Raw genomic sequence first — 26,281 nt, forward strand, 5'->3', positions numbered from 1 at the left:
CCCGTGCCGCCCTGTGACAGGGAGCACGGGTGGGCCCCCGGAGCCTTCGCGGAGGTGGTCCGGTGACCGCCTGGCAGGAGATACGCGACCTCGTCACCGCGCGCAAGGTCAAGGCGCTGACCGGCCGCGTCGCCGTACTGACCGAGGCCGAGCGGGCCGAAGTGGCTCGTCGGCTGCCGGAGCTCCTGGCGGAGATGCGGGAGAAAGCCGAGCGGAAAGCCCGTGAGGACTGGCGGGCCCGCCTCGGGGCCGACTACGGCGCGGAGGAGGACTGGCCCTCCTGGTTGCGGTCCTCCGGGCAGACGGCCGCCCGTTCGGCGGGGCGCGACGGGCTCGCCGAGTTCGGGACGCCGCTGCGGATCGTCGGCGCGGGCACGATCCCGGGCCCCGCCGCGGCGGTCGCCTGGCTGGCCCGCCGCGAGTTCGCCCCCCGATGGGCGGCGGCGCCGCCCCCGGCAGAGCTGGTCCGCACGCTGGCCACCCGTCCCGCTGCCTGGCAGGCCGACGTGGCGGTCCGGCTCGCCAGGAAGATCCGTACGGCGGACGACCACGTCATCCCGCTGGCGCTGGCGCTGCTGCGGACGTGTGGCGTCGAGCCGCCCAGGCACGACCCGCTCGTGCTCGCCTGGCTCTCCGCCGGGACGATTGAGGACGATCCGCTGACGGACACGCTGCTTCCCCGGATCTTCGAGGCGGAGGGGGTGGGCCGCGCCCTGCGAGAGGAGCGGCTGACCCCCGCCCCCACCCTGTGGCTCGCCCGGATCCAGTGGCTCCTCAAGGCCGGGAAGGTCTCACGTGAGGAGTTCCTCGACGGCTGTCTGAGCCGTTTCCTGCGGGGTGGCGACGCCGTTGACCTGCGGTTCTTCGTACGGTTGCACGAACTCCTCGCGCCGGAGCCGCACGAGGCCGCCGCCCGGGCGCGTGACTACCTGCGGCTGTTGCCCACCGCTCCCAGCGCGGTCGCCACGCTGGCGCTCGCCCAGGTCCGCCGTACCGGCCCGCACGACGCGGCCGACGTCGCCGAGGCGATCGACGCGCTGGTCTTCCGGCCCGAGGCGAAGCTGGCCGACGCGGGCCTGCGCTGGCTCGACGAGGAGGTACGGCGGGCGCCCGAGCTGGCCGGGGAGACGGCGCCGGCGCTGGCCACGGCGTTCGCGCACACCTCCTACGAGGTGCGGCGGCGCGCGGCCCGGATCGCCGTCAAGCACGCCGCCGCCTTCGGGGCCGGGGCCGCGACGATCACCGACGCCGTTCCGCTGCTGCCCGCCGACCTCGGCGCGCGGGTGGCGGCGGTGTTCGGTGGCGAGGTCGCGGGGCCGGAGACGTCCGAGGCGTTCTCCCCCACGGCGTTGCCCACCGTCGAGGAGGCCGGCCCCTTCCCCGCCCCCTCGCTGGGCGACCCCCACGGCGGCTGGGTGGAGTGCGAGCGGTGGCTGGCCGCCTTCGTCGAGCAGGCCGGGGGTGACCGTACGGCCCTGCGCGAGCGGCTGGCGGCCTTCTCCCATCTGGACGACGGGACGGGACCGTGGCTCGACGCCTCCTCCTGGATCACCGCCCTCGCCCGGGAGGTCGTCGCCTCCGGGGGCGACCCCGGGGTGCCGGAGGCCGCACCGGTCGATCCCCTGGCCGGTACGGGCTTCTCGATGACGCACGCCGCCGCCGACGAGGACGTGTCCCTGCCCAAGGACTGGCGGGAGGAGATCTTCCGCCGGGTCGCGGATCTCGGGGTCTTCGCGCAGAGGTTGCTCACGCCCTCGCAGGACCGGACCGAGCCGCGCTTCGGCCTGGGCCTCCTCGCTGCGAAGTACCGCACGCGGAACCGGTTGCCCGACCCCCGGGACGTCTCGGGGCCGCACATGTTCCTGCTGCGCCGGTTCGCCGAGCTGTACGGCGCGCTGCGGAAGGGCGCGCTGCCGCCCGTCCTGCTGGCGACGCCCACGTCGATGACCGGGCATCTCGCACCCGACGTGCTGGTGGAACGGCTGGAGGTCTGCGCGGCGGCGGGGGTCGAGCCGCTGCCCGCCGACCTGCGGCAGGCGTTGTTGCGGCTGCCGAGGGGGCGCCACGCCGAGGCGGCGGAGCGTGCCGCGCGGGTCGGGTCGCGGGCGGCGGAGGCCGTCGCCGCCTGGTTGGCCGGGGGCGGTCTGCCCGACCCCGAGGCGGCCGTGCGGTGGGGATACGTCAAGAACGCGCGTGATCGCGTCTTCGGCGACGACGAGCTGGGACCCGCCTCAAGCATCCGGCTGATACCGGTGCTGCGCGCCGAGCCGACCGGGCACGACCTCATCGACGAACTGCTCGGCGAGCCGTCGCGGTGGTACCGGGAGGGGCACGGCCAGGCCATGGAGTGGTGGCCCGCGATCCTGCCGTCGCACCGGGAGGTCGTCGCCGTCAACTACCTGCCCCACCTGCTCTACCAGTGGGACCGTCCGGGGGTGTACCCGCCGCATCTCGTGGCCCTGACCCAGGCGGACGGCCCCGCCGGGGAGGCGACCGCGCTCGTCCTGGCCTACTTCCTGGCCGCGGAACGCCCGGAGGCCGTACAGGCGTTGCTGCGGATGGCGGCCAGGGGGGACCTGCCCGGTGCGGCGGTCGGCCGTCAGCTGGCGTACCTGATCCGCCGCGCCTGGTTCGAGACCCGTCCGGTGCTGGCCGCCCTCACCGAGGCCGTCCACCAGGGCGCGCACGAGCAGGTCTGGGAGATCCTCAGGACCATGACGCCGATGCTGTTGCCGGACGAGGGGGAACGGCCGACCGTCGTCCACTCAGAGCTGGTGGCCCTCACCGCCGACGTGGCGTCCTGGACCGGGGCCAAGGGTGAGATCCCGGCGGTCTCGTCCCACGCGGCGCGGGGCGGCAGGAGCCGTTTCGTCCGTGAATGCACCCGACTGCGCGACCTGCTGGCCCCCGGGAAGACCGGGAAAGGAGTCGGCTGACGTACGGCGGCGAGACGACCCCGCCGCTTCCGGTCACCCGGAGGGCCGTCGGCGGTGGCGCCGACAGACGGCTGACCCCACGCGTCCGGCCGCCGCGGTCTCGGTCACCGACCTCCCGGAGGGTCGTCGGTGACCGCCGGCCTCACCCGGACCCTGTCCTCGTACGGCTGGCGCCGGGCCGTACCTCCGGGTCGGCGTTCTCCACGGGCCGTGGCCAGCAGGGTGATGGCGGTCATCGCGGCCAGCAGTGTCCAGGGCGCCGTGAAGCCGCCGGTCAGGTCCTTGACCAGGCCGAGGGCGGGCGGCGCCAGGACGACGGCGATCTGGTTGGCGGCCATGGCCGCGCCGAGGGCGAAGCCCGTCCTGCCCGGGGGCGCCGATTCGGCCACGTGGGCGACCCATGGGCCGTACCAGCCGATTCCGAAGAAGCCGAGCCAGACGAACACCAGGCAGGCCGCCACGGGCGAACACCCCAACGGGGTGGCCAGCGCCGACATCCCCACGGTCACGGCGGCCACGCAGGTCAGGACGCAGGTGTGACGTCCGGATCGGCCTCGGTCGCTCCAGGCCGCCAGACAGACGCGACCGGCGACCCCCGCCCCCTGGACCGCCACCAGGACCAGGGCCGCCGGGCCCGCTTCGAGGGCCGTCACCTCGTGGAGGTACAGCGCGGTCAGGACGCCGATCCCGCTGTGCACCGAGACCAGGCTCATCCCGGAAACAACGGTCCTCACCATGGCCGGTTCGCGGAGCGCCCGTGACCGCGATCCGAGCGAGCCGCCCGGAGGACCGGGGAGGGGCCGCACGGGCGGCCTGCGGTAGAGGGCCACGAAGGCGACGGCGCCCAGCAGCGCGACGAGCGCACCGGCCGTGAGCGCCGCCCGCAGGCCGAGTTCGGCGGCGAGGGCGGGCAGCGTGGCCGCGGCGAGCACGCCGCCCAGCGGCAGGCCCGCCTGGCGGATTCCCATCGCCAGCCCCCGCTGGGACGTGTCGAACCAGGACGCCACCGACTTGCCGCCACCGGGCTGGACGGTGCTGTATCCGGCGCCGACGACCAGCAGGACGAGGAGCAGGGACTCATACGTCCGCGTCGTGCCGCCCACCCCCAGGCTCACGGCGACGACGCAGGCGCCCGCCCCGACGACCCAGCGCTCGTCGTGGCGGTCCAGCAGCTCTCCGGCGACCAGCAACCCGACCAGGGGGGCCAGCTGGGCCGCCGAGAGCAGCAGGCCGAGCTGGGCCGTGCTCAGGCTGAGATCACGTTGCAGGTGGATGCCCATCGCCCCGATGCCCTGCACGAAGAATCCGGAGGCGGCCTGGGTGAAGGTGGCGACGACGAGGATGACCCACCGATATCGCCCGTACGGCTGGGCGTTCCTCACGGGCGCCAGCACAGCGCGGGGTCGGGATGGTCGAAGAAGCCGAGTTCCCGGTAGAGCGGCTCGCCCTCGCGGGAGCCGTACAGGTCGACCCGGACGGCGTCGCTCTCCCTGAACCAGTCGAGCAGGCCCCGCATGATCGCGCGGCTGTGGCCACGTCGGCGATACGCCGGATCGGTGACCACGCCGATCACGTGTCCGATGCGGCCGTTGCGCGAGTGCGGGCCGGGAAACCACTGCTCGACGGTGCCGATGCCGCAGGCGGCGAGGCCTTCGTGGCCGTCCACGACGAGGATTCGCGTGTCGTCCCGCGTCAGTTTCTCCTTCAGGACCGCGGCGAGGGCCGTCCGCCATTCGTCGCCCGCCGACGAGGGGTTGAAGAAGTCTCCGCCGAGGTCCCCGAACAGCAGCGCCCGCAGGCGGACGAGTTCAGCGATGTCGTCCTGGGACGCCTGGCGCACGCCGGTGTGATGTGTCATACGGACAAGGGTGATGTAATGGTCTTATGCACCTCAACCCTTACGGCGGAGACGCCGTGAACCTCGCCGCGGATCTGGCCAACCGGCGCCCGGCGACCGCAGAGGAGCTCGCGGACCGCTGCGAGGCCGCCGGACTCGTGCTGGAACACCCGGTCACGCCGCAGGACGTGGACCGCGTCCACGCCGTACTCGACGCGTGGGAGAAGGTCGTCGACGCCGCCGACGAGCACGAACGCGCCGAACTGGTCAACCGCATGCTGGCCGGGTCCGCCGCCTATCCACGGCTGACCGACCACGCGGGCAGCGGCTGGCACCTGCACTACCGCGACGACCAGCGGTCACTCGGCGCCGTGCTGTTCGCGCTCGTCTCCGTGGGCACCGCGCTGCATCTGGTCGGGCGGGGAATGCACCGGCTCCGGCGGTGCGCCGTGGTCGAGTGCGTCACGATCTTCGCCGACACCTCCCGTACCGGGCGGCAGCGTTACTGCTCCCAGCGGTGCGCCAACCGTGACGCGGTTCGCCGGCACCGCGCGGGCCGCGCCGCGGAGAGCACCACCGGGGACGCCACCGAGGGCGCCGTTGAGAGCGCCACCGAGGGCGCCGTCCTACGGGAGCCCGTACGCGCCCCCCTGTGACCGGCGCGCCCAGGACCGGCGGGAGCCCGGTCAGCCTTCCCGGGGGCTGGGCCGCACCGTTCGCCGCTGAAGGTTCTCGGCGAACCTCTCCCACACGGCGGCGTTCTCCATGGCCACCTGGCAGACCAGGCCGACGCAGTACTCCGGGACGACGCCGACCAGCCAGTCCGAGGACTCGGCGAGCGCGGCGTTGACGCTGAGCAGACGGAGAAGGTGCCGCCCGCGTTCCGCGGATCGGAGGGAGGGGTCCTTCATCAGGATGTTCAGGGGCGACCTCCGGCGCTGGTCGCGCTCGGGTTCGGGCGCCAAAGGCCGGCGCGACCCGGGCGGCGTCTTCTCCGGCGTCTGCGGACGCAGTGCCCTCGGCAGGGGGTCCTCCCCTCGTCGCAACCGGTCGCGGACGTCCCGCACCGTGCCCGGTGAGATCCCCACCTGCTGCGCGATCCTCCGCAGGGAGGCCTGCGGCTCCTTGACGATCAGTTCGGCGGCGCGCATCCGGCCGGCGGAGCCGTCCAGCGGGCGTGTCCGGCCGTCACGCCCCAGCCGGGCCTTCGGCTGCGCGTCCTGCGGGAGTACGGTGCGGCGGATGTCCGCCACCTTCCGCGCGGACAGGCCTGAGATCCTGGCTATCGCCCTGTCCGACCAGTGCGGGTGCGAGCGGAGGATACGGGCCGCCGCCGCGACGCGGTCCCCCGTGGAGAGCGGAAGGCCGTGCGCCGTGTTCTCCTTGACGGCCACCACGAAGGCGTCGTGTTCGTCGCCTTCGAAGAACCGCACCCGAATGGTCTCCTCACCGCGTACGACCGCCGCCTGTAATCGGTGCATCCCGTCGATGACCCGCATGGTCTCCCGGTGCACGATCACCGGAGGCAACGTGTCCTCCGTGCCGGAGAGCATGCGTATGTGCTGGGCGTTCTCCCCGAGGCGCCGTGGGGAGTCAGCGGGAAGCAGCGAACCGACGGGGACCGTCTCAACCGCGGAAAGCTCGGGCTGATAGCCCTCTCTCGTGTGGGTGCCGCCTGACGGCGTCGTCTCTCCGGCCTGAACAGCCAATTCTCTTCTCCCTCGGCGAAGGGTGCCCTTTCTCCGTTCCTGGACCAGGTCGTCCGACACGCCGATCACGCGTTCCGGCGCCGCGCGCTCCGAAAGAAGGAATGCCTCACCACCGCTTTACCGATATCTCGTTTCAGCGGGCGTCATGGCCGATAAATCGTCGACGGCCGCACTCTTATCACGGAATACCGTCACAGAGGTGCCGACCGGTCGACGGAGCCCCGACTCCGTCAGCGGCACACCCCAAAAACCTCCGGCACGGCAGGCGGAGGCAGAACACGTTCTGAACGAATATCAGCACGACCGTTATCGCCCCACCCGGAGCCCGTTTCAGCCCAACACGGACCGTTCCCTCTTTCAGTGCCCCAGGGCGGCGAAAGACGACCCCTCACTCCCCGAGACATGAAGACCACGCGAACCGACCGGAACAGATCGACCTGGTAAAACATTCACCCTGTTGATATCGCAAAACAATATGTCACCCTCAAGAGTGACTGTCAACTATTATCAGACAGGTAATCACGGCCTTGGCCGCTTCGATCCCCGCGTCAACCGCTTATTCACACGGACGGCAGCGACGATGCTCCCGCCCACTCCGTGAAAGGGACTTCTGTCCCGTTCGCGAATCGACACGACGCCTGGCCGGGAAAATACCGCCCACTCCCCTCCCCGTTGACACCTGAACAATGCCTCACGACCCGAAGAGACCGTGGTCGCACGGCACCCACCACCTCCGGAAAGGCCGAGAAGTTCTATGCGCTGAGAACGCCTCACATTTCACCGGTCCGACCGTCGTCGAAACCCGGTGAATTCCCCGCGTGGGCCCCGGGTCTCAGATCCCCGCTCCGTCCGTGAGACAGCCGGAGCACCCCGTCCGGGCCCTTCGCCGAGGACCCGGGGAGCGGTCAGGCCGGCAGGGCCCGGCGGGCGTAGGCGCGGACGTCGGCGTCCGGGTCGGACAGTACGGCCCGCAGCGCCTCGGTCACCTCCGGCCTCGCGCGTGTCGAAACCGGGGTCGTCGGCGAGCGTCTCCAGGGCGGCGGACGGTTTGCCGACGGCACCCAGGCCGACGGCCACCGCTCCGCCGACAGGCGCACGTCCGCCAGGAGACCGCCGAAAGGTGACGGTCAAGGTGAGGCGTTGAGAAGGGCGTTGATATCGCTCTGGCGGTAGCGGCGTTGCCTGCTGGGGGTCCTGACCGAGGGGATGCGCCCGGTCAGCGCCCACCGATTCACCGTCTTGGGATCGACTCCGAAGATGCGGGCCACTTCGCCGGGGGTGAGGAGGCGTTCGGTGGTGTCGGGCCCGGTGGAGAAGGTGCCGTCCGGGGCGACGGCTTTGAGGGGGGACATAGGGGTTCTCCTTCAGTAGCGGAGCATGTGCAGGATCTGGTCGTGCCGGGCCAGCGCGCGGGCGAGCCGGCGCAGGGTCGTACGGCCGAGGGCGTCCCGGGCTCCGGCTCTGCGCTGGTCGGGGCGTAGCGGTTCGTACCGGATGGCCCACCAACGGGGCAGGCCGGGCAGATCGTGTTGTTCGTACCGCCAGCCGGGGTGGGTGCTGATGAGCAGGTCGATCAACCGTCGTTCGTCGTCGGTCATGGTCTTCCCGGTTCGGAGGGCGGACAGGAACACGCTTCGCTCGGGCCGGGGTTTCCGAGGTCTTTCGACCCGGGTCGTGAGGTCCGGGACCTTCGTTCGAGCCGACCTTTCGAGGGCCTTCGTTCTGGCCACGAAGCCCGGAGTTCGGGGCCTTTTCGTGGGGCAGGTGCCCGGCCCCGAGCCGGGGAGCACTTGGCCGGGCACCCTGGAGGAGAACCGGCCCCACGTGCTCGGGGCCGGTGCGCCAGACGACTCCCTCTTCCCCGGCACGCCCATCTGTCCCGGCGTGCGTGGGAGCCGTCTGCGAGGGTGTGCGGCCCAGACCCCTCCCGCCTGGACCGCACGCTCATGGGGTGCGGAGGGGTGCGGTCCAGGTCCCTCATCCCTGGACCGCACGCTCAAGGGGCACGGCGAGCCGCCGTACCGGCTATGGGGAGCGCAGCAACCTGCGCAACGCCGTAGACCGACCAGGCGCGATGGCCTGACCAGGGCATACGGCCTGAACAACCCGAGCGGTCCGAGTCCGAAGCGCGCGGGCGACGGCCACGGCCTGGATGCTCGGCGGCACCACCGGAGGTGCCTGGGCGGTCAGCTTGCGCTCCAACTCCCCGACCGACCCGGCCCGCACCAGCAGCACGTCCCCGGGACACGGCCTGCCGGACAGGACACTCCGATAGGCGCTCCACAGTCCGGACCGTGAGCTGTGGAAAACCAGCCAGTCAGGATGAGCCCGCCGCAAGCTGTCGCAACTGGGATATGCGACACCACCCACTGGACACGTCAGTTCGACGAACGGCATCATGCCGCCCTCCCACCCGGCGAACGCCCTCCGGCGGACACCGTCTCCCCACCCGGCGAAGGCCGTCCACCGGCGAACACCATTCCCTCACCCGGCGAAGACCGTCCCCCAGCCGATGCCGTCTCCTCACCCGGCGAACCCCGCTCCCCGCCGACCTCCCCGTTCCGCGCCCCGGAAGACGGACGACCGGCCCCACCCCTCCTACGCCGAACCGGCGCCGGGGAGGACTGCGACGAGAGCCGGATGGCTCGGATCATCTCCGCCTCCCGCATCCGCTCCTCCAACCCGTTTCCGGTGGGGTCCTCGACGATCACCGGCCGGGGACCGTCCCAGGCGGCCACCGCGTAGAAGGCGCGTCGTCCCAGGCTGTAGAGCACCGTCCAGTCCACCCAGGCCTGGTCGATCCGCTCGGCCTCGGCCCGTGCGGGACCGTCCCACACCCGCCGATAGACGGGGGCGTACGGCAGGCCGTCACGGTGCCGTCCGGTCACGAGGTGACCTCCTCGACCAGAGCGACGCGGGCCTTCTCCTCCTGCTCGGCGATGACGGCCTGGACCTCGTCGAAGGTGTCGGCGTCCACCGCCGACTGCGCCCCGGCCCGTACGGCGGCGCGGGGAAAGAGGTGGTTGCGGAAGGCCCAGAACCGGCCCGCGTCACTGACGATCAACCGCCAGCCCGGGATCACCGGGCGGCTGGGGATGTGCTGCATGATCTGGACCTCCGTGATCCGATCAGAGGCATGTCTGGCCAGGGTGCTCGCCAGACGGGCCTGCCCTGCGGGACAAGGAACAGCCGAAACCCGAACCGGCCGACAGGCCGTACGAGCATGGGGAACGCGACATCGGTCTCCGCGCCGGTACGGCCCGCCGCTCGCGGGCCGTACGCCGTGGTGGTGGGCCTGGTGCACCCGCGTCCAGATGACCCCCGACCGAGGAACCCTGGGGAACGGACGCCGAACCCGCCGAGGCAGCGGCAGCCGAGCAGGCCGTATCGGCGTGACAGGCACCGCCTCCGGAGCCGCCCCCGGGGCATCCACAGGAACCGGCTCCACGCCGTCGTCCGGTACGGCCTTCGCAGCCGGAACCATCGCGGGCACCTCCGGCTCAGGATCGGGGTCGGGCCGACGCTGAGCGGGTACCAGCGGAACCACCTCAGCGGGCGCCACCTCCACCGGAAGCCGGGGAGCGGGAAGGACCTGCGGGCCGTACTCGCGACGAGCCTGCAGACGGGCGTTCATCAACAGCCCGGACGGCTGCACGTACTCGTGCCCGTCCTGCTGCGAACACCCGTGGGCATAGGGGGCATGCCCACACCGGGCACACCCCATCGGCAAGGGAACGGCACCGGCGAAGCAGGCACAACCGTCCCGGATCGACGTGTCCGGTCTGGAGTCCCGGGCACTACTCTTACTCACGTCAGGAGACACCTTCCTGATCAAGGGCCTGTCGGACGTGTGCAGCGTTCGGCAGGCCGTTTCCGTCTGACGTTAGATGATCTTCTTATGTGTTTATGCAGTTCAGAGACTTACTCTTACCTGAACGTTCACGGTCTATCACTCCAGAGCATGGACGGTCGTGACTCTTCAAACCAGAGCCTCCATGTCTACGGTCTTCCTTATGATCGTTCAGGGGGAGTGGGTCTGGGAGGAGGGGACAGCCCGATGGAGGCAGCTCTACGTCATCCTCAGAGCCCGCATCGAAGCTGGCACCTACCCGACCCGGCGGTTGATACCAAGCCTGATCCAGTTGGAAGAGGAGTTCGGCTTGGCGCGCAACACCGTCCGCAAAGCGCTCGCCAGACTTACCCAGGAAGGGTACGTGCGCCCCGAGCAAGGCGTGGGAACCGTCGTGCAGCCCCAGGAGAAGTGGACACCCGAGACGGGCGAGGAGTGACGCGATGGTCAACCTCGCCGCCATGGCCATCCTTCCTCCGGGACACCTCACATAATGATCGTGCCCTGCGCACGCACGCAAGCACTACTCTAAGATTTCCTTGAGAAAGGACGTCACACTTACGCCATGGTCCTGAAGAGTCCAACCGTCCGCCATCGCCGTCTTGGCCGTGAGCTGCGACGACTCCGGGAAGAGGCGGGCTTCACCCCAGAACAGGCGGCACAACACCTTGGCTGGAGCCGATCCAAACTCAACCGGATCGAGATCGCACGGATCAAGGTAACCGTCCCCGACATCGCCAAAGCCTGCGATCTGTACGGCGTCACCGCAGAAGCCAAGGCAACCCTGGCCCAACTGGGCCGCGAGGCAAATCAACGAGGATGGTGGGCCGCTTATAGCGACGTGCTCGCTGGGGCATATGTCAGCCTTGAAGCGGACGCAGCCCACATCCGGACATGGGAACCCCTGCTGATCCCAGGGCTATTCCAGACCGAAGACTACGCACGCGCGATCATCAGCGAGCGCCCCGACCTGGACGAAGACGAGCTGCAACGTCGCGTAGCGGCACGAATGCAGCGCAAAGTAGCGCTACTGAGCTCCAAACCCACCGTTCACGTATTGATAGACGAAACAGCGCTCCGTCGACCAATTGGAGCCGCCAGCGCCATGGCCGCCCAACTCGACGATCTTGTCCAGATCTCTGGCTGGCCCACCGTCACAATCCAGGTTCTGCCGATGGCAGCAGGCCCGCATTCCGGGCTGAACGGCTCCTTCTCCATCTTCTCCTTCGACGAAGAAGATCCAGACGTTGCCTACGCCGGAGGCCCCGCAGGCGAAGCATACCTGGAAGACCCTGCCCAAGTTCGTGACCTTACGCTGGCTTTCGAGCGCCTTCTCCAAAAGGCGTTGACCCCCGAGGAGTCCGTGGCGCTCATCACCACGGTAAGGAGCGATCATGCATAAGATCACCGATCTATCCGGTGCTGAGTTCCGCAAGAGTAGCCTCAGCGGCACCCACGACAACTGCGTAGAGGTCGCCACCAACCTCCCCAACCTGGTCGCCGTCCGTGACAGCAAGGACCCCTCCGGACCCGCCCTGGCGTTCACCCCCACCCAGTGGCGCTCGTTCATCGGCCACGTGAACACCGGCACCTTCGACGCCTGACCGCTCGCCCTTCCTTCGAGGCCCCGGCACCGTACGGCGCCGGGGCCTCGCGCGTGTCAGGCGGGCAGGGCCCGGCGGGCGTAGGCGCGGACGTCGGCGTCCGGGTCGGACAGTACGGCCCGCAGCACCTCGGCCACCTCCGGCCTCGCGCTCCAGGGGGTCAGCGCGAGGACGACGGCCTTGCGCACGTCGAGGTTGGGGTCGGTCGCGGCCTCGGTGAGGAGGGGCACCGCGACCTCGGGGTCGGACGCGCCCAGGCAGCGGGCCGCCCCGACCCGCACCTGCCAGGCCGGGTCCCCCAGCCCCCGTACGGCCGCCGCCGTCAGCGGGGAGCCGGTGGCGCCGGACGATTCGAGGGCGGCGGCCCTGACGAGCGGGTCGGGGTCGTCGGCGAGCGTCTCCAGGGCGGCGGACGGTTTGCCGACGGTGCCCAGGCCGACGGCCACCCGGACACGGACCTCCCGGGAGGTGTCTCCGGCCGCCTCGGCCACCAGGCCGGACTCGTCGAGGGAGACCAGACCGCGGATCGCCTCGATGCGCACCCGGTGGTCGGCGTCCCCGATGCCCGCCGCGAAGACCTCGGCGTCTCCCAGCCGCAGGGCGCGCAGCACGTCCAGCGCGCTCGCCCTGACCACGGCGTCCGGGCTGTCCGTCCGGGTGGTCAGGCCCGCGCCGAGCGCGGCGTCGGCGGGCAGCACCTCGACGAGTTCCCGCAGGCCGTTGGCGGCGGCCCGCCGTACCATGCCGTGGTCGTCGGCCAGGGCGGCGACCAGCGCCTGACCGGCGCCGTCGGGCACGGTCTCGGTGAGCACCGCGATGGCCGCCCGGCGCACCTTGGGGTCGGGATCGGCGAGGTAGGGAGTGAGCCGTTCGACCGGCGGCTGCTCCTCGGCGAGCCGGTGCAGTTCCAGGATGCGGGGCGAGCGGCCGACGGCGGTCCCGGTCGAGCGGGTCTCCACGGCCGTGCGCACCGGGGCGCTGGTGTGGGCGCCGATGAGCACGGGCTCGGCCTGGACCGGCTGGAACTCCTCGACGGGCACGATGTACGGCTCGACGGGACGCTTGACGAACTCCATGGCGCCATCGGACCGGCGGCGCAGGTTCAGGTGGAACAGCCAGCCCTCGTCGTCGCGTTCCGGCAGGTCGGCGCGGTCGTGGTAGAGGCCCCAGCGGCTCTCGGTGCGCACCAGGGAGGAACGGGCGGCCATCTCGGCGCAGTCGCGGATGAAGTCCACCTCGACGCAGCGCATCAGCTCGTGCGGGGTGTGCGCGCCCATCGCGGCGATCTCCTGGCGCATCCGCTCGAAGGACTCAAGCGCGATCTCCAGCTTGGCGCCGGTCTTGGGCGGGGCGACGTAGTCGTTGACGAAGCGGCGCAGCTTGTACTCCACCTGCGGCTGCGGCGGCCCCTCGGGGTTGCGCAGCGGCCGGTAGACGAGTTCGTGCGCGGCGGCGACCTGGTCCTCGGGGAGCGTCGTGGGGACCCGGTGGCCGGCGGCGGCGTGCGCCCCGGCGAGGTCGCCGAAGACGAAGGCGCCGATCATGTAGTTGTGCGGGACGCACGCCAGGTCTCCGGCGGCGTACAGGCCGGGGACGGTGGTGGCGCCGTTCTTGTCCACCCAGACGCCGGAGGCGGAGTGGCCGCCGCACAGGCCGATCTCGGAGATGTGCATCTCCACGTCGTGGGTGCGGTAGTCGTGGCCGCGCCCGGCGTGGAAGGTGCCCCGGGTCGGCCGTTCCGTCGAGTGCAGGATGGTCTCAAGGGCCGAGACGCTCTCCTCCGGCAGGTGGGTGAGCTTGAGGTAGATGGGGCCACGGGCGGAGTCGATCTCGGAGGCGACCTCGGCCATCATCTGCCCCGACCAGTAGTCGGAGTCGACGAATCGGTCGCCGTTACCGTTGACCTGATACCCCCCAAAAGGGTTGGCCACATACGCGCAGGCGGGGCCGTTGTAGTCCTTGATCAACGGGTTGATCTGGAAGCACTCGATGCCGCTCAGCTCGGCACCGGCGTGGTAGGCCATGGCGTAGCCGTCCCCGGCGTTGGCCGGGTTCTCGTAGGTGCCGTAGAGGTAGCCGCTGGCGGGCAGGCCGAGCCGTCCGCAGGCGCCGGTGGCCAGGATGACCGCCCCGGCCCGCACGACGACGAACCTCCCGCTTCGGGTGTCGAACCCGGCGACGCCGACCGCCCTGCCGCCCTCGGTCAGGACGCGCACCGGCATGACCCGGTTCTCGATCCTGACCCTCTCCCTGATGTCGCGGCGGCGCAGCACCCGGTAGAGGACCTTCTTGACGTCCTTGCCCTCGGGCATGGGCAGCACGTAGCTGCCCGAGCGGTGCACCCGGCGGACGGCGTAGTCGCCGTACTCGTCCTTCTCGAACTTCACGCCGTAGCCTTCGAGCCTGCGGACCATGTCGTGGCCACGGGTCGCGGTCTGGTGGATGGTCCGCTGGTTGACGATGCCGTCGTTGGCCCTGGTGATCTCGGCGACGTAGTCCTCGGGGGTGGCCTTGCCGGGGATGACGGCGTTGTTGACCCCGTCCATGCCCATGGCCAGGGCGCCGCTGTGCCGTACGTGGGCCTTCTCCAGCAGCAGCACCCGGGCGCCGCGCTCGGCCGCGGTGATCGCGGCCATCGTGCCCGCGGTGCCGCCGCCGACGACGAGCACCTCGCACACCAGTTCGAGACGGTCCGTGACCGGGGGAATCTCCACTACAGCTCCTTCAGGATGCGTTCGCGCAGGGCCGCCCTGGGCCCGCCCCGCGTCTCCAGGACGGCCTTGACCCCGGTACGGCCGAGCACCGCGACGCGGTCGGCCAGCAGCAGCGCCTCGTCCACATCGTGGGTGACGAAGACGACCGTCGCCGAGGTGTCGCGCAGCACGTCCAGCAGCAGGCGTTGCATGTCGGCCCTGGTCTGGGCGTCCAGGGCGCCGAAGGGTTCGTCCATCAGCACCGCGCGCGGCGCGCCGACCAGGGCGCGGGCCAGCTGCACCCGCTGGCGCATGCCGCCGGACAGTTCCCTGGGCAGCCGCTCCGCGGCCTCGGCCAGGCCGACCCGTTCGATCCACTCGGTGGCGGCCAGCGCGCGCTCGCGCCGGGAGACCCCCCTGATGGCGAGCGGCAGTTCGACGTTGCGCCGCACGGTGCGCCACGGCAGCAGGCCGTCGTCCTGGAAGACCATGGCGCGCTCGGCGCCGGGGCCGGTGACCGGTTCGTCCCCGGCCAGGACACGCCCCTCCCAGGCGGGCAGCAGTCCCGCCAGGGCGCGCAGCAGCGTGGACTTGCCCGAGCCCGAGGCTCCGACGACCACCATGACCTCGCCGGGCGCGACGTCGAGGGCGACGTCGCGCAGCACGGCCGTCCCGCCGTAGCCGAACCCGGCCCCGTCGAGCCGGAACGACAGCCCGGTACGGCCCGCGTCCACGGTGATCCCGCTGGTGAGTGTCACGTCCCGCTCCCTTCCCCACGCGGCAGCCAGCGGGTGACGCGTCTGCCGACCAGTTCGACGACGGAGGAGGTCAGCCAGCCCAGGGCGCCGATGGTGACCATCCCGACGATCACCCCGGGGTAGTCGACGATCGTGTAGGCGTGCCAGGTCCGGTAGCCGACCCCGAACTCGCCGGAGATCATCTCCGCGGAGATCACGCAGATCCACGCCACCCCCATGCCGACCGAGAGGCCGCCGAAGACGCCGGGCAGGGTGCCGGGCAGCACGACGTTCCACAGCACGTGGCGACGGCTCCCGCCGAGCGTCCTGACCGCGTCCTCCCACAGCGTGGGCAGCGCCCGTACGGCGTGCCGGGTGCTGACCATGACGGGGAAGAAGGCGGCGGTGAAGGTGATGAACACGATGCCCTGCTCGTCGGTGGGGAACAGCAGGATCGCGATAGGCACCAGGGCGATGGCGGGGATGGGCCGTACGGCCTCAAGGAGCGGCAGCAGCACGTCGCCCGCGCGGCGGGAGCGGGCGATCAGCACGCCGACGGTGATCCCGGCGACGGCGGCCAGCGCGAAGCCGGTGAGGATGCGGATGAGGCTCTGCAGCAGGTCGAGGTAGTACAGCCGGGTCGTGAGCTGGGCGGCGAAGCGCGCGGCGACCTCACCGGGCCCCGGCAGCCGGTCGAACCTCAGCCACAGCCGGGCGTCGGTCGCGGTGAGCGCCTGCCAGAGCCCGGCCGCCACCAGCAGGCAGCCGATCCTGGTCGCCCACCGCACGGCCGGGTGACCCTGGGGACGCCCGCGCCGTACGGCGGGGCGGGCCACCGGGCGGTCCTGGACGCTCTGGCGCGCGGGGCCGGTCACCGGGACGCCCTGAGGACGGCCTTGAGAGCGTCGTCGTAGGTGACGGCCTCGGTGCCGGGGTGGGCGTCGCGGTAGGCCCTGGCGCCGTCCTCGGTGGTGAAGGGCAGGAACTCGGCGTTCCTCCCGCCGTCGGGGTCCCTGACCCAGACGGCCCGGTCGGCGAACCAGCGGGTCCCGGTGGCCGTGTCGGGGACGTAGGCGGCGCGGACCTTCGCGGTGCCCGCTTCGGCGATCTGCCGCAGCAGGCAGGTGGGCGTCGCGGCGGGCCGGGTGGTTTCCTGGCCGGACAGCCACAGCTCGGAGGCGGTCGCCGGGTCCTTGACGGGGACGTCGCAGACGGGGTCGGTGCCGGTGATCGCGGCGGGGTTGACGGTCGAGGCGAGGTCGGTCTCGTAGGCCGGGCCGTACGCCTTGCGGAGGTAGGTGTCGTTGACGAACGTCGTGACGTCCACCCCGGAGAAGCCGTCGCCGATGCGTCTGAGGTAGGGCACGTCGTGCTCGTGGGCGGCCTTGAGTCGCGGCTTCAGGGTGACGTCGAAGGTGGAGATGCCGTTGGGGCCGTTGTAGAGGTAGACGACCTCGGGGGGCAGTCCCGTCTGGCCCGCCACGGCCAGCGCGGCCTGGAGCGGGTGTTCGTGCAGGTAGCGGGTGGCGTCGAGCTGCGCCTTGAGGAAGGCGTCGACCACCTCGGGGTGCTCCTTGGCGTAGGCCTGGCGCAGCACGACGCCGTGGAAGGTCGGCACGTCCAGGGCGGCGCCGTCGTAGAGCAGGCGCGCCTTGTCCTGGAAGACCAGCAGGCCGGGCCAGGCGACGAACTGGGCGTAGCCCTGGACTCCGCCGGACTCCAGCGCCGAGGCGCCGACCGGGGGTTGCTGGTTGACGGTCTCCACGCCGGTCGCCGGGTCGATGCCCGCCTTCTCCAGCGCCTGGACCAGGGTGCCGTGCCCGGCGGAGCCGACGCTCGCGGAGATCTTCCTCCCCTTGAGGTCGGCCAGCGTCCTGGCGGGCGAGTCCTTGGCGACGACGACCATGTTGAGCGCGCCGCGCAGGTTGTAGCCGGTGATGGAGACCAGTTCGGTGCGGGCCGAGGGGGTCTGCTGGGTGCGGGAGGCGTTGATCAGCAGTGGGTAGTCGCCCATCGAGCCGATGTCGATCTTCCCGGCCACCATCTTGGCGGTGATGGGGGCGCCGGTGTCGTGGTCCTGCCACTCGACGCTGTAGCGGTCGCCGAGCCGCTTCTCCAGGTAGCCGAGTGAGCGCAGCAGCGTCCCGGCGGTCACGGTGTTGATCGTCTTCGACTGGTAGCCGACGACGAGGTGGATCTTCCCGTCCCCGGAGGAGCCGGAGCCGCCGGAGCCGCCGGCACCGGCGACCGAGCAGCCGGAGAGCAGGAGCGTCAGGGCGGCCAGCGCCGCCGTACGGAGAGGTCTCATCTGACGGTCAGGTCCTTCAGCGCAGCAGGTAGGGGATGTTGATGGTGACCGCGTCCACGGGACAGCGGGCGGCGCAGGGGCCGCAGTACCAGCACTCGTCGACGTACATGTAGGCCTTGCCGGTCTCGTCGCTGATGGCGAGGGAGTCCAGCGGGCAGGCCTCGACGCAGAGCGTGCAGCCGTCGATGCACAGGGATTCGTCGATGGTCACCGGGACCTCGACGCGCTGGTTGATCAGGGGCATGTGTCCTCCTCCCGGCCGCGGTGCAGGTGGCCGCGCATGGTCAGGCGGTCCCCGCGGAAGCGGACGTACTCCAGGTCGACGGGGCGTCCGTCCGACAGGTGGGTGAGCCGCTCGATCATGAGCAGGGCGGCTCCGCGTGGGGCGTCGAGCACGGCGGCGGTGTGGGCGTCGGCGTTGACGGCCTCCATGGTCAGCTCCGCCGTACCGAGGGGCTGGCCGGCGACGCGTTCGAGCAGCACGAAGATGTCGTTGCCTTCGAGGTCGGCGTCGAACAGCGGTTCGCCGACGTCACGGACGAGGTAGGTCAGGTCGAGGGAGAGCGGCAGGCCGTTGAGGCTGCGCAGCCGTTCGAGGTAGACGACCTGCTCCCCGGCGGCGAGGCCGAGCCTGCGTCCAACGGCGGCGGGCGGGGCGATGAGGCTCATCGTGCGGACCTCGTTGGTGACCCGGCCGTGCTCGTGGAGGGTCTCGGCGAGGCCGAGGAGCCGGTGCAGGTCGTGGGGGTACTTCTCGACGGCTACCGTGGTGCCGACGCCGGGGCAGCGTTCGACGAGCCCCTCGCCGCGCAGCAGGTCCAGGGCCTCGCGGATGGCGTTGCGCGAGGTCCCGAACTCGCGGGCGAGCGCGGCTTCGAGCGGGAGCCGCCCGGCGCCGTACCCGCCGTGCACGATCTCCCGCCGCAGCAGGTCGGCCACCTGTCTGGCGCGGTCGGCCCTGCTCCGGGACGCCACCGTTGCCGCTCTCGCGCGGCCGTCGGACTGTCTCACAGGAAAAGCCTATTAAATGAGTAGGGAAAATGGCATAACGGTCGGATTGCGCCACCCAGGGCACTTCCCCACCTGGACTTTCACCGCCGACCGGGCAAGATCTGCCACGCCGGGGGAAGGTCTCCTAAGAGAAGGGGGGCGGAATGTGCCGTCTGTTCGGGATGACCAGCGCGCCACGACGGACCCGCGCCACGTTCTGGTTGCTCGACGCCCCCGACAGCCTCAGCGTCCAGGGGCACCGCGACCCCGACGGCACCGGTCTCGGCTACTTCGAGGAGGACGGCGAGCCGCAGGTGCGCAAGGAGCCCGTCGCCGCCTACGCCGACCGGCGCTTCGCCGAGGAGGCCAGGACCGTGCGCTCGGCCGCCTTCGTGGCCCACATCAGATTCGCCTCGACCGGCGGCCTCGACGTCCGCAACACCCACCCCTTCGAGCAGGACGGACGGCTGTTCGCGCACAACGGGGTCGTCGAGGGCCTCGACCTGCTCGACGAACACCTCGGCGACGCGCGCTCACTGGTCAAGGGGGAGACCGATTCGGAACGGGTGTTCGCCCTGGTCACCAAGGAGATCCGGGCGAACGGCGGGGACGTGGCCGCCGGGCTCGGCCGGGCCGTACGGTGGATCGCCGAACACCTGCCGCTGTACGCGCTCAACCTCATCCTCGCCACCCCCGGCGAACTGTGGGCGTTGCGCTACCCGGACACCCACGAGCTGTACGTGCTCGAACGCGCCCCCGGCGGCAGGCACGGTGACCGGCACCTCGACCACACGGGAACCGGCGGGCGCATCCGGGTGCACTCCGGCGACCTGTCGCGGGCGCCCGCGCTCGTCGTGGCCAGCGAGCGGATGGACGACAATCCCGGCTGGCGGCTGATGGAGCCCGGCGAACTCCTGCACAACGGCCCCGATCTGGGCCTCGTCCGTACGGCGCTGCTGACCGACCCCCCGGCGCGTCCGCTGACCCTGGCCGACCTGCGCCCCGGCGCCGCCGCCTCCCAGCGAGCCGGGGTCCGCTGACCGGTCGGGAACGGTCAGGGGGCGGTGAAGAGCAGGGAGACGTTCTGACCGCCGAACCCGAAGGAGTTGCACACCGCCGCGCCGAGATGCTGCTTGCGGGGCTCACCGCTGACGACCTCAAGCTCGACCTCGGGGGCCTTCCTGTCGAGGTTGAGGGTGTGCGGGATGACGCTGTTGGCGACCGACAGCAGGGTGACGATGGCCTCGACCGCACCGGCCGCGCCGACGAGGTGGCCGAGGCTGGACTTGGGCGCGGTGAGGACGACGTCGTTCCCGAGCGCCCGCTGGATCGCGGCCGCCTCGCCCACGTCTCCCACGACGGTGGACGTCGCGTGGCAGTTGACGTGGTCGACGTCCTCCGGCCGGAGTCCGGCGGAGGAGACGGCCCTGAGGATCGCCTGGGCCTGGCCCGCGCCCGTCGGGTCGGGGCCGGTGATGTGGTGGGCGTCCGAGGTGATGCCGAAGCCCGCCAACCGGCCGATCGGGCGGGCGCCCCGCGCGGCCGCGAAGTCCGCCCGCTCCAGGACCATGACACCGGCGCCCTCGCCGAGCACGAAGCCGTCGCGGTCGACGTCGAACGGCCGTGAGGCGCGCTCGGGGGCGTCGTTGCGCTTCGACAGCGTGCGCGCCTGGGCGAACCCGGCGATGGTCAACGGCGTGATGGCGGCCTCCGTGCCACCGGCGATGACGACGTCGGCCTCGCCGGACCGGATGAGCCTGGCGGCGAACGCGAGGGCCTCGGCACCCGACGCGCACGCGGAGACGGGTGTGTACACGCCGGCTCTGGCGCCGTACTCCAGGCTGATCCAGGCGGCCGGGCCGTTCGGCATCAGCATGGGGACGGCGAGCGGGGCGATCCGCCGGGGCCCCTTCTCCTCTATCAGGTCGTCCTGCTCCAGGAGGGTGCCGATGCCGGCGATGCCGGTGCCGACCACCACCGCGAGACGGTCGGGATCGACCTCGGGCATGGCGGCGTCGGCCCAGGCCTGCCGCGCGGCGACGAGTACGGCCTGCTGGCAGCGGTCCATCCGCCGGGCCGTGACACGGGGCAGCACCTCGTCGGGGGAGACCGCCATCGGGGCGGCGATCCGCACCGGCAGTTCGCCGGCGTGGGCGAAGGGCGCCACGAGGTCGTCGATCCGGCGGACGCCGGAGCGCCCGGCGAGGAGCCCTTCCCACAGTGAGGCGACGTCCCCGCCGAGAGGCGTGGTCGCCCCCAGACCGGTGACGACGACGTCCTGAACGCTCATGCTGATCCCCTCGGTGTTCCGGCTTGCTCCCGCATAGTTGTATCGCATACAAATACAGCATGCCCACGAGCGACCCTCCCCGGAGCCGGGGCCGACGCACCCGCGCGCAGCTTCTCGACCAGGCCGTGGCGCTCTTCGCCGAGCATCCCTTCGGCTCGGTGAGCGTGGCCGAGATCGCGGCGGCGGCCGGCGCCCACCCGAACCAGATCACCTACTACTTCGGGTCCAAGGACGCCCTGTTCGTCCACGCGGCGTTCCTGATGCTGCTCCGCGACGCCGAACGGCTGGAGCCGGTCGGGCACCGGCAACGCACGCCCAGGGCGTTCCGTGAGGCGATGGCCCGCACCGCGCTGGCGCTGCCCGCCGTACCGGTCGCCGTCCAGGCGATGTCGACGACACGGCTCAGGCCCGAGCTGCGGCCGGTGGCGCAGCACAACCTCACCCTGCTGTTCCGGCTGGCGGAGCGCTATCTCACCGTGGTGCTCGACCGCCACGGCTGGGTCGTCGACCGTCCCGCCGCCGTCGAGGCGCGGACCTTCTGGAGCGCCGTCCTCGGGGCCCGGCTGATCTCCGAGTCCGGTTTCGGCGGCCGCTCAAGCGACATCGACCTCGCCGGGGTTCTGACGGTCCGCGAGAAGTAGAAGCCCCACCTTTCCCACAAAACCCGATATTTCCGGATTATCGGGAAAATGGCGCTCGCCGGAGAGGGCGCCCGGGTACGGAATCCCGTACAGGCCCGGTGGCACCGCGGAAAGGCTCCCGCTCAACCCGCTGACCAGGCGGAACCCCCGCCATGGCCCGCGAGGCCGACACAAATCCACGATCCGCCAGGACAGAACGGGAAAAACTCCTTGAATCAGGGTGGGCCACCTGATTGCATTGTCCGCAGATTCCGTACGGGGCCGGCCAAGGAGTGGGAATGGTCCCCAAAAGGCGATCGTGGGCCAGAAGGATCTTCATAACGGTCTTCTCCCTGGTGTGCGGGTCCGCCGTCCTCATCTCAGTGTTGATCTTCTTCGTCAGACAGGACCAGGCGGCCGGGTGGGGCGCCGTCCTGGGAGTGCTCACGGCGGCGGCCGGCCTGCTCCTGTCCCAGCTGGAACGCTTCTCCGGGCACCGGGCGGGTGGCCCCTCCCCGGCGTCCGAGGCGGACGCGCTGCTCAAGGTCGCCGACCAGCTGGCCGGGGCGGTGCGTGAGCAGTGGGAGGCGGAGGCGGCCCTGCGCAGGCTCAACGACCCCTGGCCGCTGAACGTCAGCTGGACCAAGGAGGAGGAGCTCACCGACCCCATCTACGCGCTGCCCGCCGCCAGAGCCGGGGACGCGCGGGCCGCCCGTGCCGACGTGCCTCTGGACGGCGACCTCGCCCAGGTCGCCGACTTCTTCGAGGGCCTGCCCGGCGGACGGCTGGTGATCCTGGGACCGCTCGGCTCCGGCAAGTCGGTCCTCGCCCTGACCCTCCTGCTGGAGCTGCTGGAACGCCGCGTGCCCGGACGGCCCGTCCCGGTCCTGATCCCGCTGAACAGGTGGAACCCGGCCGAGATCCCGCTGGAGGAGTGGCTGGCCGACCAGCTGGCGACGAACTACCAGCTCGGCTCGCCCCGGCACCGGGACGCGCGGGAGCTCGCCAGGCGCCTGTTGCACGACAACCTGATCCTTCCGATCCTGGACGGCCTGGACGAACTCGCCGAACCCACCCGGCCCCAGGCGATCACCGACGTCAACGGCTGGCTGGGACGGGACCGCCAGATCGTCTTGACGAGCAGGACGAACGAGTACCGCGCCGCCGTACTGGCCGGCGACGCCGTCACCCGTGGGGCGGCCGTCGTGCTGCAGCCCCTCGGCTGCGCGAGGGTCGAGGAGTATCTCCGGGGGGCCACGGCGAGGCCCCGCGTGCGCCGCTGGGACCCGGTGTTCGCCGAGATGCGGGACAACCCCGACGGGCCGGTCGCCACGGCGCTGCGCACGCCGCTCATGGTGACGCTGGCACGTGCGATCTACGGTGACCGGCCGGGGGACGCGGCGATCCTGCTCCAGCCGCGTCTCGCCACGGCCGGACTGGTCGAGGAGCACCTGCTCGGCGAGCTCATCCGGGCCGCCTACCCCGACGAACGACGTGGCCCGCAGGCCGACGACGTCCAGGTCTGGCTGACCTTCCTCGCCCGCAACCTGAGCGGCCGGGACCGGCCGGACATCGCGTGGTGGCACCTGGAGACCGCGGCCCCGGCGGCCGTCGTGCACGCCCCGGCCGCCGTCGCCGGAGCGTGTGTCGTGGGCTTCGTCTTCGGCCCCGTCGCCGCCGTCGTCTTCGCCGTCGCCGTACTCCTCCTGGCGGGCGACCGCCGTACCGAACGGTGGAGCCTTGAGGGGATCCTGAAGGGGCCGATGAACGCCTGGCTGCGCGGGCTGCGGGAGTCCGGGACGCGGGGCGGGCTCCTCACGCCCCTCATCGGCCTGAACGAGAAGACGCCCCTCGAACGGAGGCTGGCGCTGGGCGCGGGCCGCGTCCTGGGCATGGTGACGGGGCTGATCCAGGGATTCGTGGTCTACCAGACGGGCGGCCTGTACCGGGCGGTCGCCGAAGGGGTCGGCCTCGGCCTCGCGGTCGGCCTCGCCGACGGATACCTGACCATCTCGACCCGGTCCGAGCCGAGCGAGGTCAGGTTCGCCTCCCGCCGGGGCGCCGTGGCGTTCGTCCGCCACGTCGCCATCGGGTGTGTCACCGGCGTCGGGGTCGGGGTGACGGCCTGGGCGATCTCGGCGTCGTGGTTCGGCGTGCTCGTCGGCATCCTGGTCGGCCTCGCGTTCGGGGTGATCGACGGGCTGAACATCTGGCTGGACGTGTCGACCGACGTCACCCTCGCGCTGAGCCCGCGCTCGACCCGGCGCGCCGAACGGCTCGCGGCCCTCGCCCGCAGTCTCACGCTGTTCACCACGATCTCCGTCACCACGGGCATCGCCTACACGTTCGCGTACGGCGTCCGGGCGGCCGTGCTCCCGGCGACGGTCTTCGGGCTCGGGTACGCGCTCGCCGACCACCTCATGGGGCTGACGACGTCGGTGTGGGGCCGTTACGCGGTGGCGAAGGCGTGGCTCGCCCTGCTGGGCAGGCTGCCGTGGCGGTTCATGGACTTCCTGGACGACACCCACCGGCGTGGTCTCCTGCGCCGGGTGGGCGCCGTCTACCAGTTCCGCCATGTGAGGTTCCAGGAGTACCTCCTGACGTGGCACAACTAGAGACGGGTGAGGCGGGCCATGACGACTGACCGGTTACCGGACGGGTGGCGGCGGCGGACCTGTGACGAGGTGATCCGCGCCTACGCAGGAATCGCCCGGCTTCCCACCTCGCCCGGGGAGAAGCGGGTGGCCGCCGCGCTCGCGGAACGGCTGCGCGGCCTCGGCTACCGGGCCGGTGTCGAGCCGGTGCGCGCGACGAGTTCCTACGCGCTGCCGATCGGCCTGCTCAGCGCCGCCGGACTCGCCGCGGGGCTCCTCTCCCGGTACGGCACGCGGCCCTCCCCGCACGGCGGCGGCCCGTACGGCGGCGCGCGGAGGGCCGCGGCCCGCTGGGGCGCCGCGGTGGTCGCGGCGGCGGCGTCGGCGGCCATCGCCGACGACGTCGCGGGAGGCGCCCGCTGGTTCCGCCGGGTGGCGCTCCCCCACCGGCGCGCCCACAACGTCGTGGCGCACGGCGGCGACCCGACGGCGAACCGGACGGTGGTCGTCCTCGCCCACCACGACGCCGCCCCGTCGGGAGTGATCTTCGACCAGCGGGTGCTCCGCTGGGTCGCCCGCCACTTCCCCGCCGTCATCGCCGCCGCCAAGGAGAACCCGCCGACTTGGTGGCCGGTCATCCTGGGCCCGGCCCTGGTCGCCGTGGGCGCCGCGAGCGGCGACCGCAGGCTCGGGGGCCTGGGAACGGTGATCACGGCGGTCAATCTGGCGTTCCTGGCCGACATCGGCCGCAGGCCCGCCGTACCGGGGGCCAACGACAACCTCTCCGGGGTGGCCGCGCTGGTCTGCGTCGCGCGGGCGCTCCAGCGGGACCCGGTCTCCGGGCTGCGGGTCGTCCTGCTGTCCGCCGGCGCCGAGGAGGCCCTGCAGGAGGGCATCCGCGGGTTCGCCCGCAGGCACTTCCCCGATCTCGGCTCCGGCACCTGCTTCGTCAACCTCGAAAGCGTCGGCTCGGGAAGGCTCGCCCTCCTCGAAGGTGAGGGACCCGTGCTGATGCGCGACTATCCCGAGCCGTTCCGCCGGTTCGTCGCGGAGTGCGCGCGCGACATCGGGGTGCCGCTCCTACGGGGACTGCGTTCGCGCAACAGCACCGACAGCGAGGTCCCCCGGCGGCACGGGTACCCCGTCGCCACGATCGTCTCGCTCGACCACGACAAGCTCATCACCCACTACCACCTCGACTCCGACGTCCCCGACAACGTCGACCTGGACAGCGTGGTCTCCGCCGCCGAACTGGCCGAGGCCGTCATCCGCAGGCTGGCCCGCGAGGACCCGTCCTCCTGACGAACGTCCCGGCGTCCGCGGCTCCGCCGCAGCAGGACCTCGGCGAACAGCAGGTTCGGCACCCAGCTCAGGAAGGAGTCGGCCAGGTAGGAGCGGTCGAAGGCGGTGACCTCGTCCACGCCGAACGCGGTCTGGAGCGGAACGAGGACGAGCGGCCACGCCCTGAGCATCACCGCGGCGTACGTCAGCGCGAACGCCCGTGTCGCCCAGCGGCGGTGCGCGGCGACGTCACCGCGCCTGATCGCCCGGTAGGCCGCGACGGCGAAGGTCGTCCACAGTACGGCCAGCGTCCCGAAGCCCGCCGTTCCCACCGGACCGGCCATGTTGGCCGGAGCCATCACCAGCCCCGCCACCCCGGCCACGATCATGGCGACGATCACGACCCGCCCGCAGAGCCGGTGGAACCCGGGAAAGCGGGTGCGCAGCCGTACGACGAACTGGGTGGGTGAGACCAGCAGCGCCAGGCCGCCGAAGCAGATGTGCACGTACAGGACCGCCTGCGCCCAGCCCGGCTGATCGACGTAGGTGGCCGCGATCCCGACGTCGCTCCGCGCGAGGTGCCGCAGCGTGTCCGTCAGGTACGGCAGCGGCGCGTACACCGCGATTCCCACCGCGGTGAGGACGACCCACCACAGTCCGACTGTCCTTCTCATGAACGCCCCCATCGTCGATCGACCGTCCGTAACGGCCCTCCAAGGCCGTCCACAACGTAGGGTCCCCGGGGCGCGGCGGTCGCCCCTCTTCCTGGTGAGGGCGCCTCCCTCATCCGAGGGAGAATGGTTGACCCACCTGCCCGGGTTCGGGGAAAGAT

General features: G+C 71.6%; 25 protein-coding genes. 9 read left to right on the forward strand and 16 right to left on the reverse strand.

Going from position 1 to position 26,281, the window contains the following annotated elements:
* Positions 1–62: 62 nt before the first annotated feature.
* Positions 63–2,936: a DUF6493 family protein gene (locus ACFYY8_RS30210; protein WP_390046732.1), complete on the forward strand. Its 2,874-nt coding sequence runs from the start codon at positions 63–65 to the stop codon at positions 2,934–2,936.
* A 104-nt stretch (positions 2,937–3,040) separates the two neighbouring features.
* Here ACFYY8_RS30210 and ACFYY8_RS30215 read toward each other — a convergent pair whose 3' ends face one another.
* Positions 3,041–4,318 (reverse strand): MFS transporter, encoded by a 1,278-nt coding sequence (locus ACFYY8_RS30215; RefSeq protein ID WP_390046734.1) that lies wholly within the window; start codon positions 4,316–4,318, stop codon positions 3,041–3,043.
* The gene (locus tag ACFYY8_RS30220; RefSeq protein WP_390046736.1) at positions 4,315–4,794 is read right to left on the reverse strand and encodes a GNAT family N-acetyltransferase; all 480 of its coding nucleotides are present in this window, start codon (positions 4,792–4,794) and stop codon (positions 4,315–4,317) included. The genes ACFYY8_RS30215 and ACFYY8_RS30220 overlap by 4 nt, the downstream gene beginning before the upstream one ends.
* A gap of 26 nt (positions 4,795–4,820) precedes the next feature.
* Between ACFYY8_RS30220 and ACFYY8_RS30225 the strand changes: the two genes are divergently transcribed.
* Complete coding sequence (locus ACFYY8_RS30225; RefSeq protein ID WP_390046738.1) at positions 4,821–5,429, forward strand: CGNR zinc finger domain-containing protein; 609 nt, start codon at positions 4,821–4,823, stop codon at positions 5,427–5,429.
* 30 nt (positions 5,430–5,459) lie between these two features.
* On the opposite strand, the gene ACFYY8_RS30230 is transcribed toward ACFYY8_RS30225, so the two are convergent.
* From ACFYY8_RS30230 to ACFYY8_RS30255, 6 genes are all read right to left on the reverse strand, one after another.
* Positions 5,460–6,482, reverse strand: coding sequence for a ParB N-terminal domain-containing protein (locus ACFYY8_RS30230; protein WP_390046740.1), 1,023 nt, complete (start codon positions 6,480–6,482; stop codon positions 5,460–5,462).
* Between the two features lie 905 nt (positions 6,483–7,387).
* On the reverse strand, positions 7,388–7,579 hold the full coding sequence (locus ACFYY8_RS30235) for a hypothetical protein (protein ID WP_390046742.1): 192 nt from the start codon (positions 7,577–7,579) through the stop codon (positions 7,388–7,390).
* Between the two features lie 30 nt (positions 7,580–7,609).
* Positions 7,610–7,834: a BldC family transcriptional regulator gene (locus ACFYY8_RS30240; protein WP_386195493.1), complete on the reverse strand. Its 225-nt coding sequence runs from the start codon at positions 7,832–7,834 to the stop codon at positions 7,610–7,612.
* Between the two features lie 12 nt (positions 7,835–7,846).
* Entirely contained in the window at positions 7,847–8,080 is a 234-nt protein-coding gene (locus tag ACFYY8_RS30245; protein WP_390046744.1) for a hypothetical protein, read from the reverse strand.
* A gap of 798 nt (positions 8,081–8,878) precedes the next feature.
* Positions 8,879–9,370 carry a hypothetical protein gene (locus ACFYY8_RS30250; protein ID WP_390046746.1) on the reverse strand — a complete coding sequence of 164 codons (492 nt, stop codon included), beginning with the start codon at positions 9,368–9,370 and terminating at the stop codon, positions 8,879–8,881.
* The gene (locus ACFYY8_RS30255) at positions 9,367–9,588 is read right to left on the reverse strand and encodes a hypothetical protein (RefSeq protein WP_390046613.1); all 222 of its coding nucleotides are present in this window, start codon (positions 9,586–9,588) and stop codon (positions 9,367–9,369) included. Before ACFYY8_RS30255 ends, ACFYY8_RS30250 begins: the two co-directional genes overlap by 4 nt.
* Positions 9,589–10,495: 907 nt before the next feature.
* Here ACFYY8_RS30255 and ACFYY8_RS30260 point away from each other — a divergent pair.
* The 3 genes from ACFYY8_RS30260 (at position 10,496) to ACFYY8_RS30270 (ending at position 11,936) form a co-directional block, all read left to right on the forward strand.
* Positions 10,496–10,771, forward strand: a complete 276-nt coding sequence (locus ACFYY8_RS30260; RefSeq protein ID WP_390046748.1) for a GntR family transcriptional regulator — start codon at positions 10,496–10,498, stop codon at positions 10,769–10,771.
* Between the two features lie 126 nt (positions 10,772–10,897).
* On the forward strand, positions 10,898–11,734 hold the full coding sequence (locus tag ACFYY8_RS30265; protein WP_390046750.1) for a helix-turn-helix domain-containing protein: 837 nt from the start codon (positions 10,898–10,900) through the stop codon (positions 11,732–11,734).
* A complete protein-coding gene (locus ACFYY8_RS30270) occupies positions 11,727–11,936 on the forward strand; it encodes a DUF397 domain-containing protein (RefSeq protein WP_390046752.1) in 210 nt (69 codons plus the stop codon). Before ACFYY8_RS30265 ends, ACFYY8_RS30270 begins: the two co-directional genes overlap by 8 nt.
* A 56-nt stretch (positions 11,937–11,992) precedes the next feature.
* On the opposite strand, the gene ACFYY8_RS30275 is transcribed toward ACFYY8_RS30270, so the two are convergent.
* Genes ACFYY8_RS30275 through ACFYY8_RS30300 form a run of 6 tightly spaced genes read right to left on the reverse strand, consistent with a single transcriptional unit; the run spans position 11,993 to position 18,685 of the window.
* Positions 11,993–14,650 carry a fumarate reductase/succinate dehydrogenase flavoprotein subunit gene (locus tag ACFYY8_RS30275; protein WP_390046754.1) on the reverse strand — a complete coding sequence of 886 codons (2,658 nt, stop codon included), beginning with the start codon at positions 14,648–14,650 and terminating at the stop codon, positions 11,993–11,995.
* Positions 14,650–15,387, reverse strand: a complete 738-nt coding sequence (locus ACFYY8_RS30280) for an ABC transporter ATP-binding protein (protein ID WP_390046756.1) — start codon at positions 15,385–15,387, stop codon at positions 14,650–14,652. Before ACFYY8_RS30280 ends, ACFYY8_RS30275 begins: the two co-directional genes overlap by 1 nt.
* Positions 15,384–16,241 (reverse strand): ABC transporter permease, encoded by an 858-nt coding sequence (locus ACFYY8_RS30285; RefSeq protein ID WP_390046757.1) that lies wholly within the window; start codon positions 16,239–16,241, stop codon positions 15,384–15,386. Before ACFYY8_RS30285 ends, ACFYY8_RS30280 begins: the two co-directional genes overlap by 4 nt.
* Positions 16,238–17,674 (reverse strand): ABC transporter substrate-binding protein, encoded by a 1,437-nt coding sequence (locus ACFYY8_RS30290; RefSeq protein WP_390046759.1) that lies wholly within the window; start codon positions 17,672–17,674, stop codon positions 16,238–16,240. The genes ACFYY8_RS30285 and ACFYY8_RS30290 overlap by 4 nt, the downstream gene beginning before the upstream one ends.
* 16 nt (positions 17,675–17,690) lie before the next feature.
* Complete coding sequence (locus ACFYY8_RS30295) at positions 17,691–17,918, reverse strand: 4Fe-4S dicluster domain-containing protein (RefSeq protein WP_352014431.1); 228 nt, start codon at positions 17,916–17,918, stop codon at positions 17,691–17,693.
* The gene (locus ACFYY8_RS30300; protein WP_390046761.1) at positions 17,909–18,685 is read right to left on the reverse strand and encodes a GntR family transcriptional regulator; all 777 of its coding nucleotides are present in this window, start codon (positions 18,683–18,685) and stop codon (positions 17,909–17,911) included. Before ACFYY8_RS30300 ends, ACFYY8_RS30295 begins: the two co-directional genes overlap by 10 nt.
* A gap of 143 nt (positions 18,686–18,828) precedes the next feature.
* Between ACFYY8_RS30300 and ACFYY8_RS30305 the strand changes: the two genes are divergently transcribed.
* Positions 18,829–19,704, forward strand: a complete 876-nt coding sequence (locus ACFYY8_RS30305; protein WP_390046763.1) for a class II glutamine amidotransferase — start codon at positions 18,829–18,831, stop codon at positions 19,702–19,704.
* Between the two features lie 14 nt (positions 19,705–19,718).
* On the opposite strand, the gene ACFYY8_RS30310 is transcribed toward ACFYY8_RS30305, so the two are convergent.
* Complete coding sequence (locus ACFYY8_RS30310) at positions 19,719–20,954, reverse strand: beta-ketoacyl-[acyl-carrier-protein] synthase family protein (RefSeq protein WP_390046765.1); 1,236 nt, start codon at positions 20,952–20,954, stop codon at positions 19,719–19,721.
* Between the two features lie 59 nt (positions 20,955–21,013).
* On the opposite strand from ACFYY8_RS30310, the gene ACFYY8_RS30315 reads away from it, so the two are divergent.
* The 3 genes from ACFYY8_RS30315 (at position 21,014) to ACFYY8_RS30325 (ending at position 25,470) form a co-directional block, all read left to right on the forward strand.
* Positions 21,014–21,595, forward strand: a complete 582-nt coding sequence (locus ACFYY8_RS30315; protein WP_390046767.1) for a TetR/AcrR family transcriptional regulator C-terminal domain-containing protein — start codon at positions 21,014–21,016, stop codon at positions 21,593–21,595.
* Positions 21,596–21,960: 365 nt separating this feature from the next.
* The gene (locus tag ACFYY8_RS30320) at positions 21,961–24,189 is read left to right on the forward strand and encodes an NACHT domain-containing protein (RefSeq protein WP_390046769.1); all 2,229 of its coding nucleotides are present in this window, start codon (positions 21,961–21,963) and stop codon (positions 24,187–24,189) included.
* An 18-nt stretch (positions 24,190–24,207) separates the two neighbouring features.
* Positions 24,208–25,470, forward strand: coding sequence for a M28 family metallopeptidase (locus tag ACFYY8_RS30325; protein WP_390046771.1), 1,263 nt, complete (start codon positions 24,208–24,210; stop codon positions 25,468–25,470).
* Here the strand turns inward: ACFYY8_RS30325 and ACFYY8_RS30330 are convergent.
* Complete coding sequence (locus ACFYY8_RS30330) at positions 25,356–26,123, reverse strand: DUF2306 domain-containing protein (RefSeq protein ID WP_390046773.1); 768 nt, start codon at positions 26,121–26,123, stop codon at positions 25,356–25,358. The genes ACFYY8_RS30325 and ACFYY8_RS30330 overlap by 115 nt on opposite strands.
* Positions 26,124–26,281: the final 158 nt, after the last annotated feature.

It is taken from the genome of Streptosporangium sp. NPDC001559 (assembly GCF_042893955.1).
Taxonomy (GTDB): Bacteria; Actinomycetota; Actinomycetes; order Streptosporangiales; family Streptosporangiaceae; genus Streptosporangium.

Bases quoted from the DNA above. Each gene is read 5' to 3' on its own strand.
- ACFYY8_RS30220 (WP_390046736.1), bottom strand. From the start codon at position 4,794: ATGACACATCACACCGGCGTGCGCCAGGCGTCCCAGGACGACATCGCT.
- ACFYY8_RS30225 (WP_390046738.1), top strand. From the start codon at position 4,821: ATGCACCTCAACCCTTACGGCGGAGACGCCGTGAACCTCGCCGCGGAT.
- ACFYY8_RS30240 (WP_386195493.1), bottom strand. From the start codon at position 7,834: ATGTCCCCCCTCAAAGCCGTCGCCCCGGACGGCACCTTCTCCACCGGG.
- ACFYY8_RS30245 (WP_390046744.1), bottom strand. From the start codon at position 8,080: ATGACCGACGACGAACGACGGTTGATCGACCTGCTCATCAGCACCCAC.
- ACFYY8_RS30255 (WP_390046613.1), bottom strand. From the start codon at position 9,588: ATGCAGCACATCCCCAGCCGCCCGGTGATCCCGGGCTGGCGGTTGATC.
- ACFYY8_RS30260 (WP_390046748.1), top strand. From the start codon at position 10,496: ATGATCGTTCAGGGGGAGTGGGTCTGGGAGGAGGGGACAGCCCGATGG.
- ACFYY8_RS30265 (WP_390046750.1), top strand. From the start codon at position 10,898: ATGGTCCTGAAGAGTCCAACCGTCCGCCATCGCCGTCTTGGCCGTGAG.
- ACFYY8_RS30270 (WP_390046752.1), top strand. From the start codon at position 11,727: ATGCATAAGATCACCGATCTATCCGGTGCTGAGTTCCGCAAGAGTAGC.
- ACFYY8_RS30290 (WP_390046759.1), bottom strand. From the start codon at position 17,674: ATGAGACCTCTCCGTACGGCGGCGCTGGCCGCCCTGACGCTCCTGCTC.
- ACFYY8_RS30295 (WP_352014431.1), bottom strand. From the start codon at position 17,918: ATGCCCCTGATCAACCAGCGCGTCGAGGTCCCGGTGACCATCGACGAA.
- ACFYY8_RS30305 (WP_390046763.1), top strand. From the start codon at position 18,829: ATGTGCCGTCTGTTCGGGATGACCAGCGCGCCACGACGGACCCGCGCC.
- ACFYY8_RS30310 (WP_390046765.1), bottom strand. From the start codon at position 20,954: ATGAGCGTTCAGGACGTCGTCGTCACCGGTCTGGGGGCGACCACGCCT.
- ACFYY8_RS30315 (WP_390046767.1), top strand. From the start codon at position 21,014: ATGCCCACGAGCGACCCTCCCCGGAGCCGGGGCCGACGCACCCGCGCG.
- ACFYY8_RS30325 (WP_390046771.1), top strand. From the start codon at position 24,208: ATGACGACTGACCGGTTACCGGACGGGTGGCGGCGGCGGACCTGTGAC.
- ACFYY8_RS30330 (WP_390046773.1), bottom strand. From the start codon at position 26,123: ATGAGAAGGACAGTCGGACTGTGGTGGGTCGTCCTCACCGCGGTGGGA.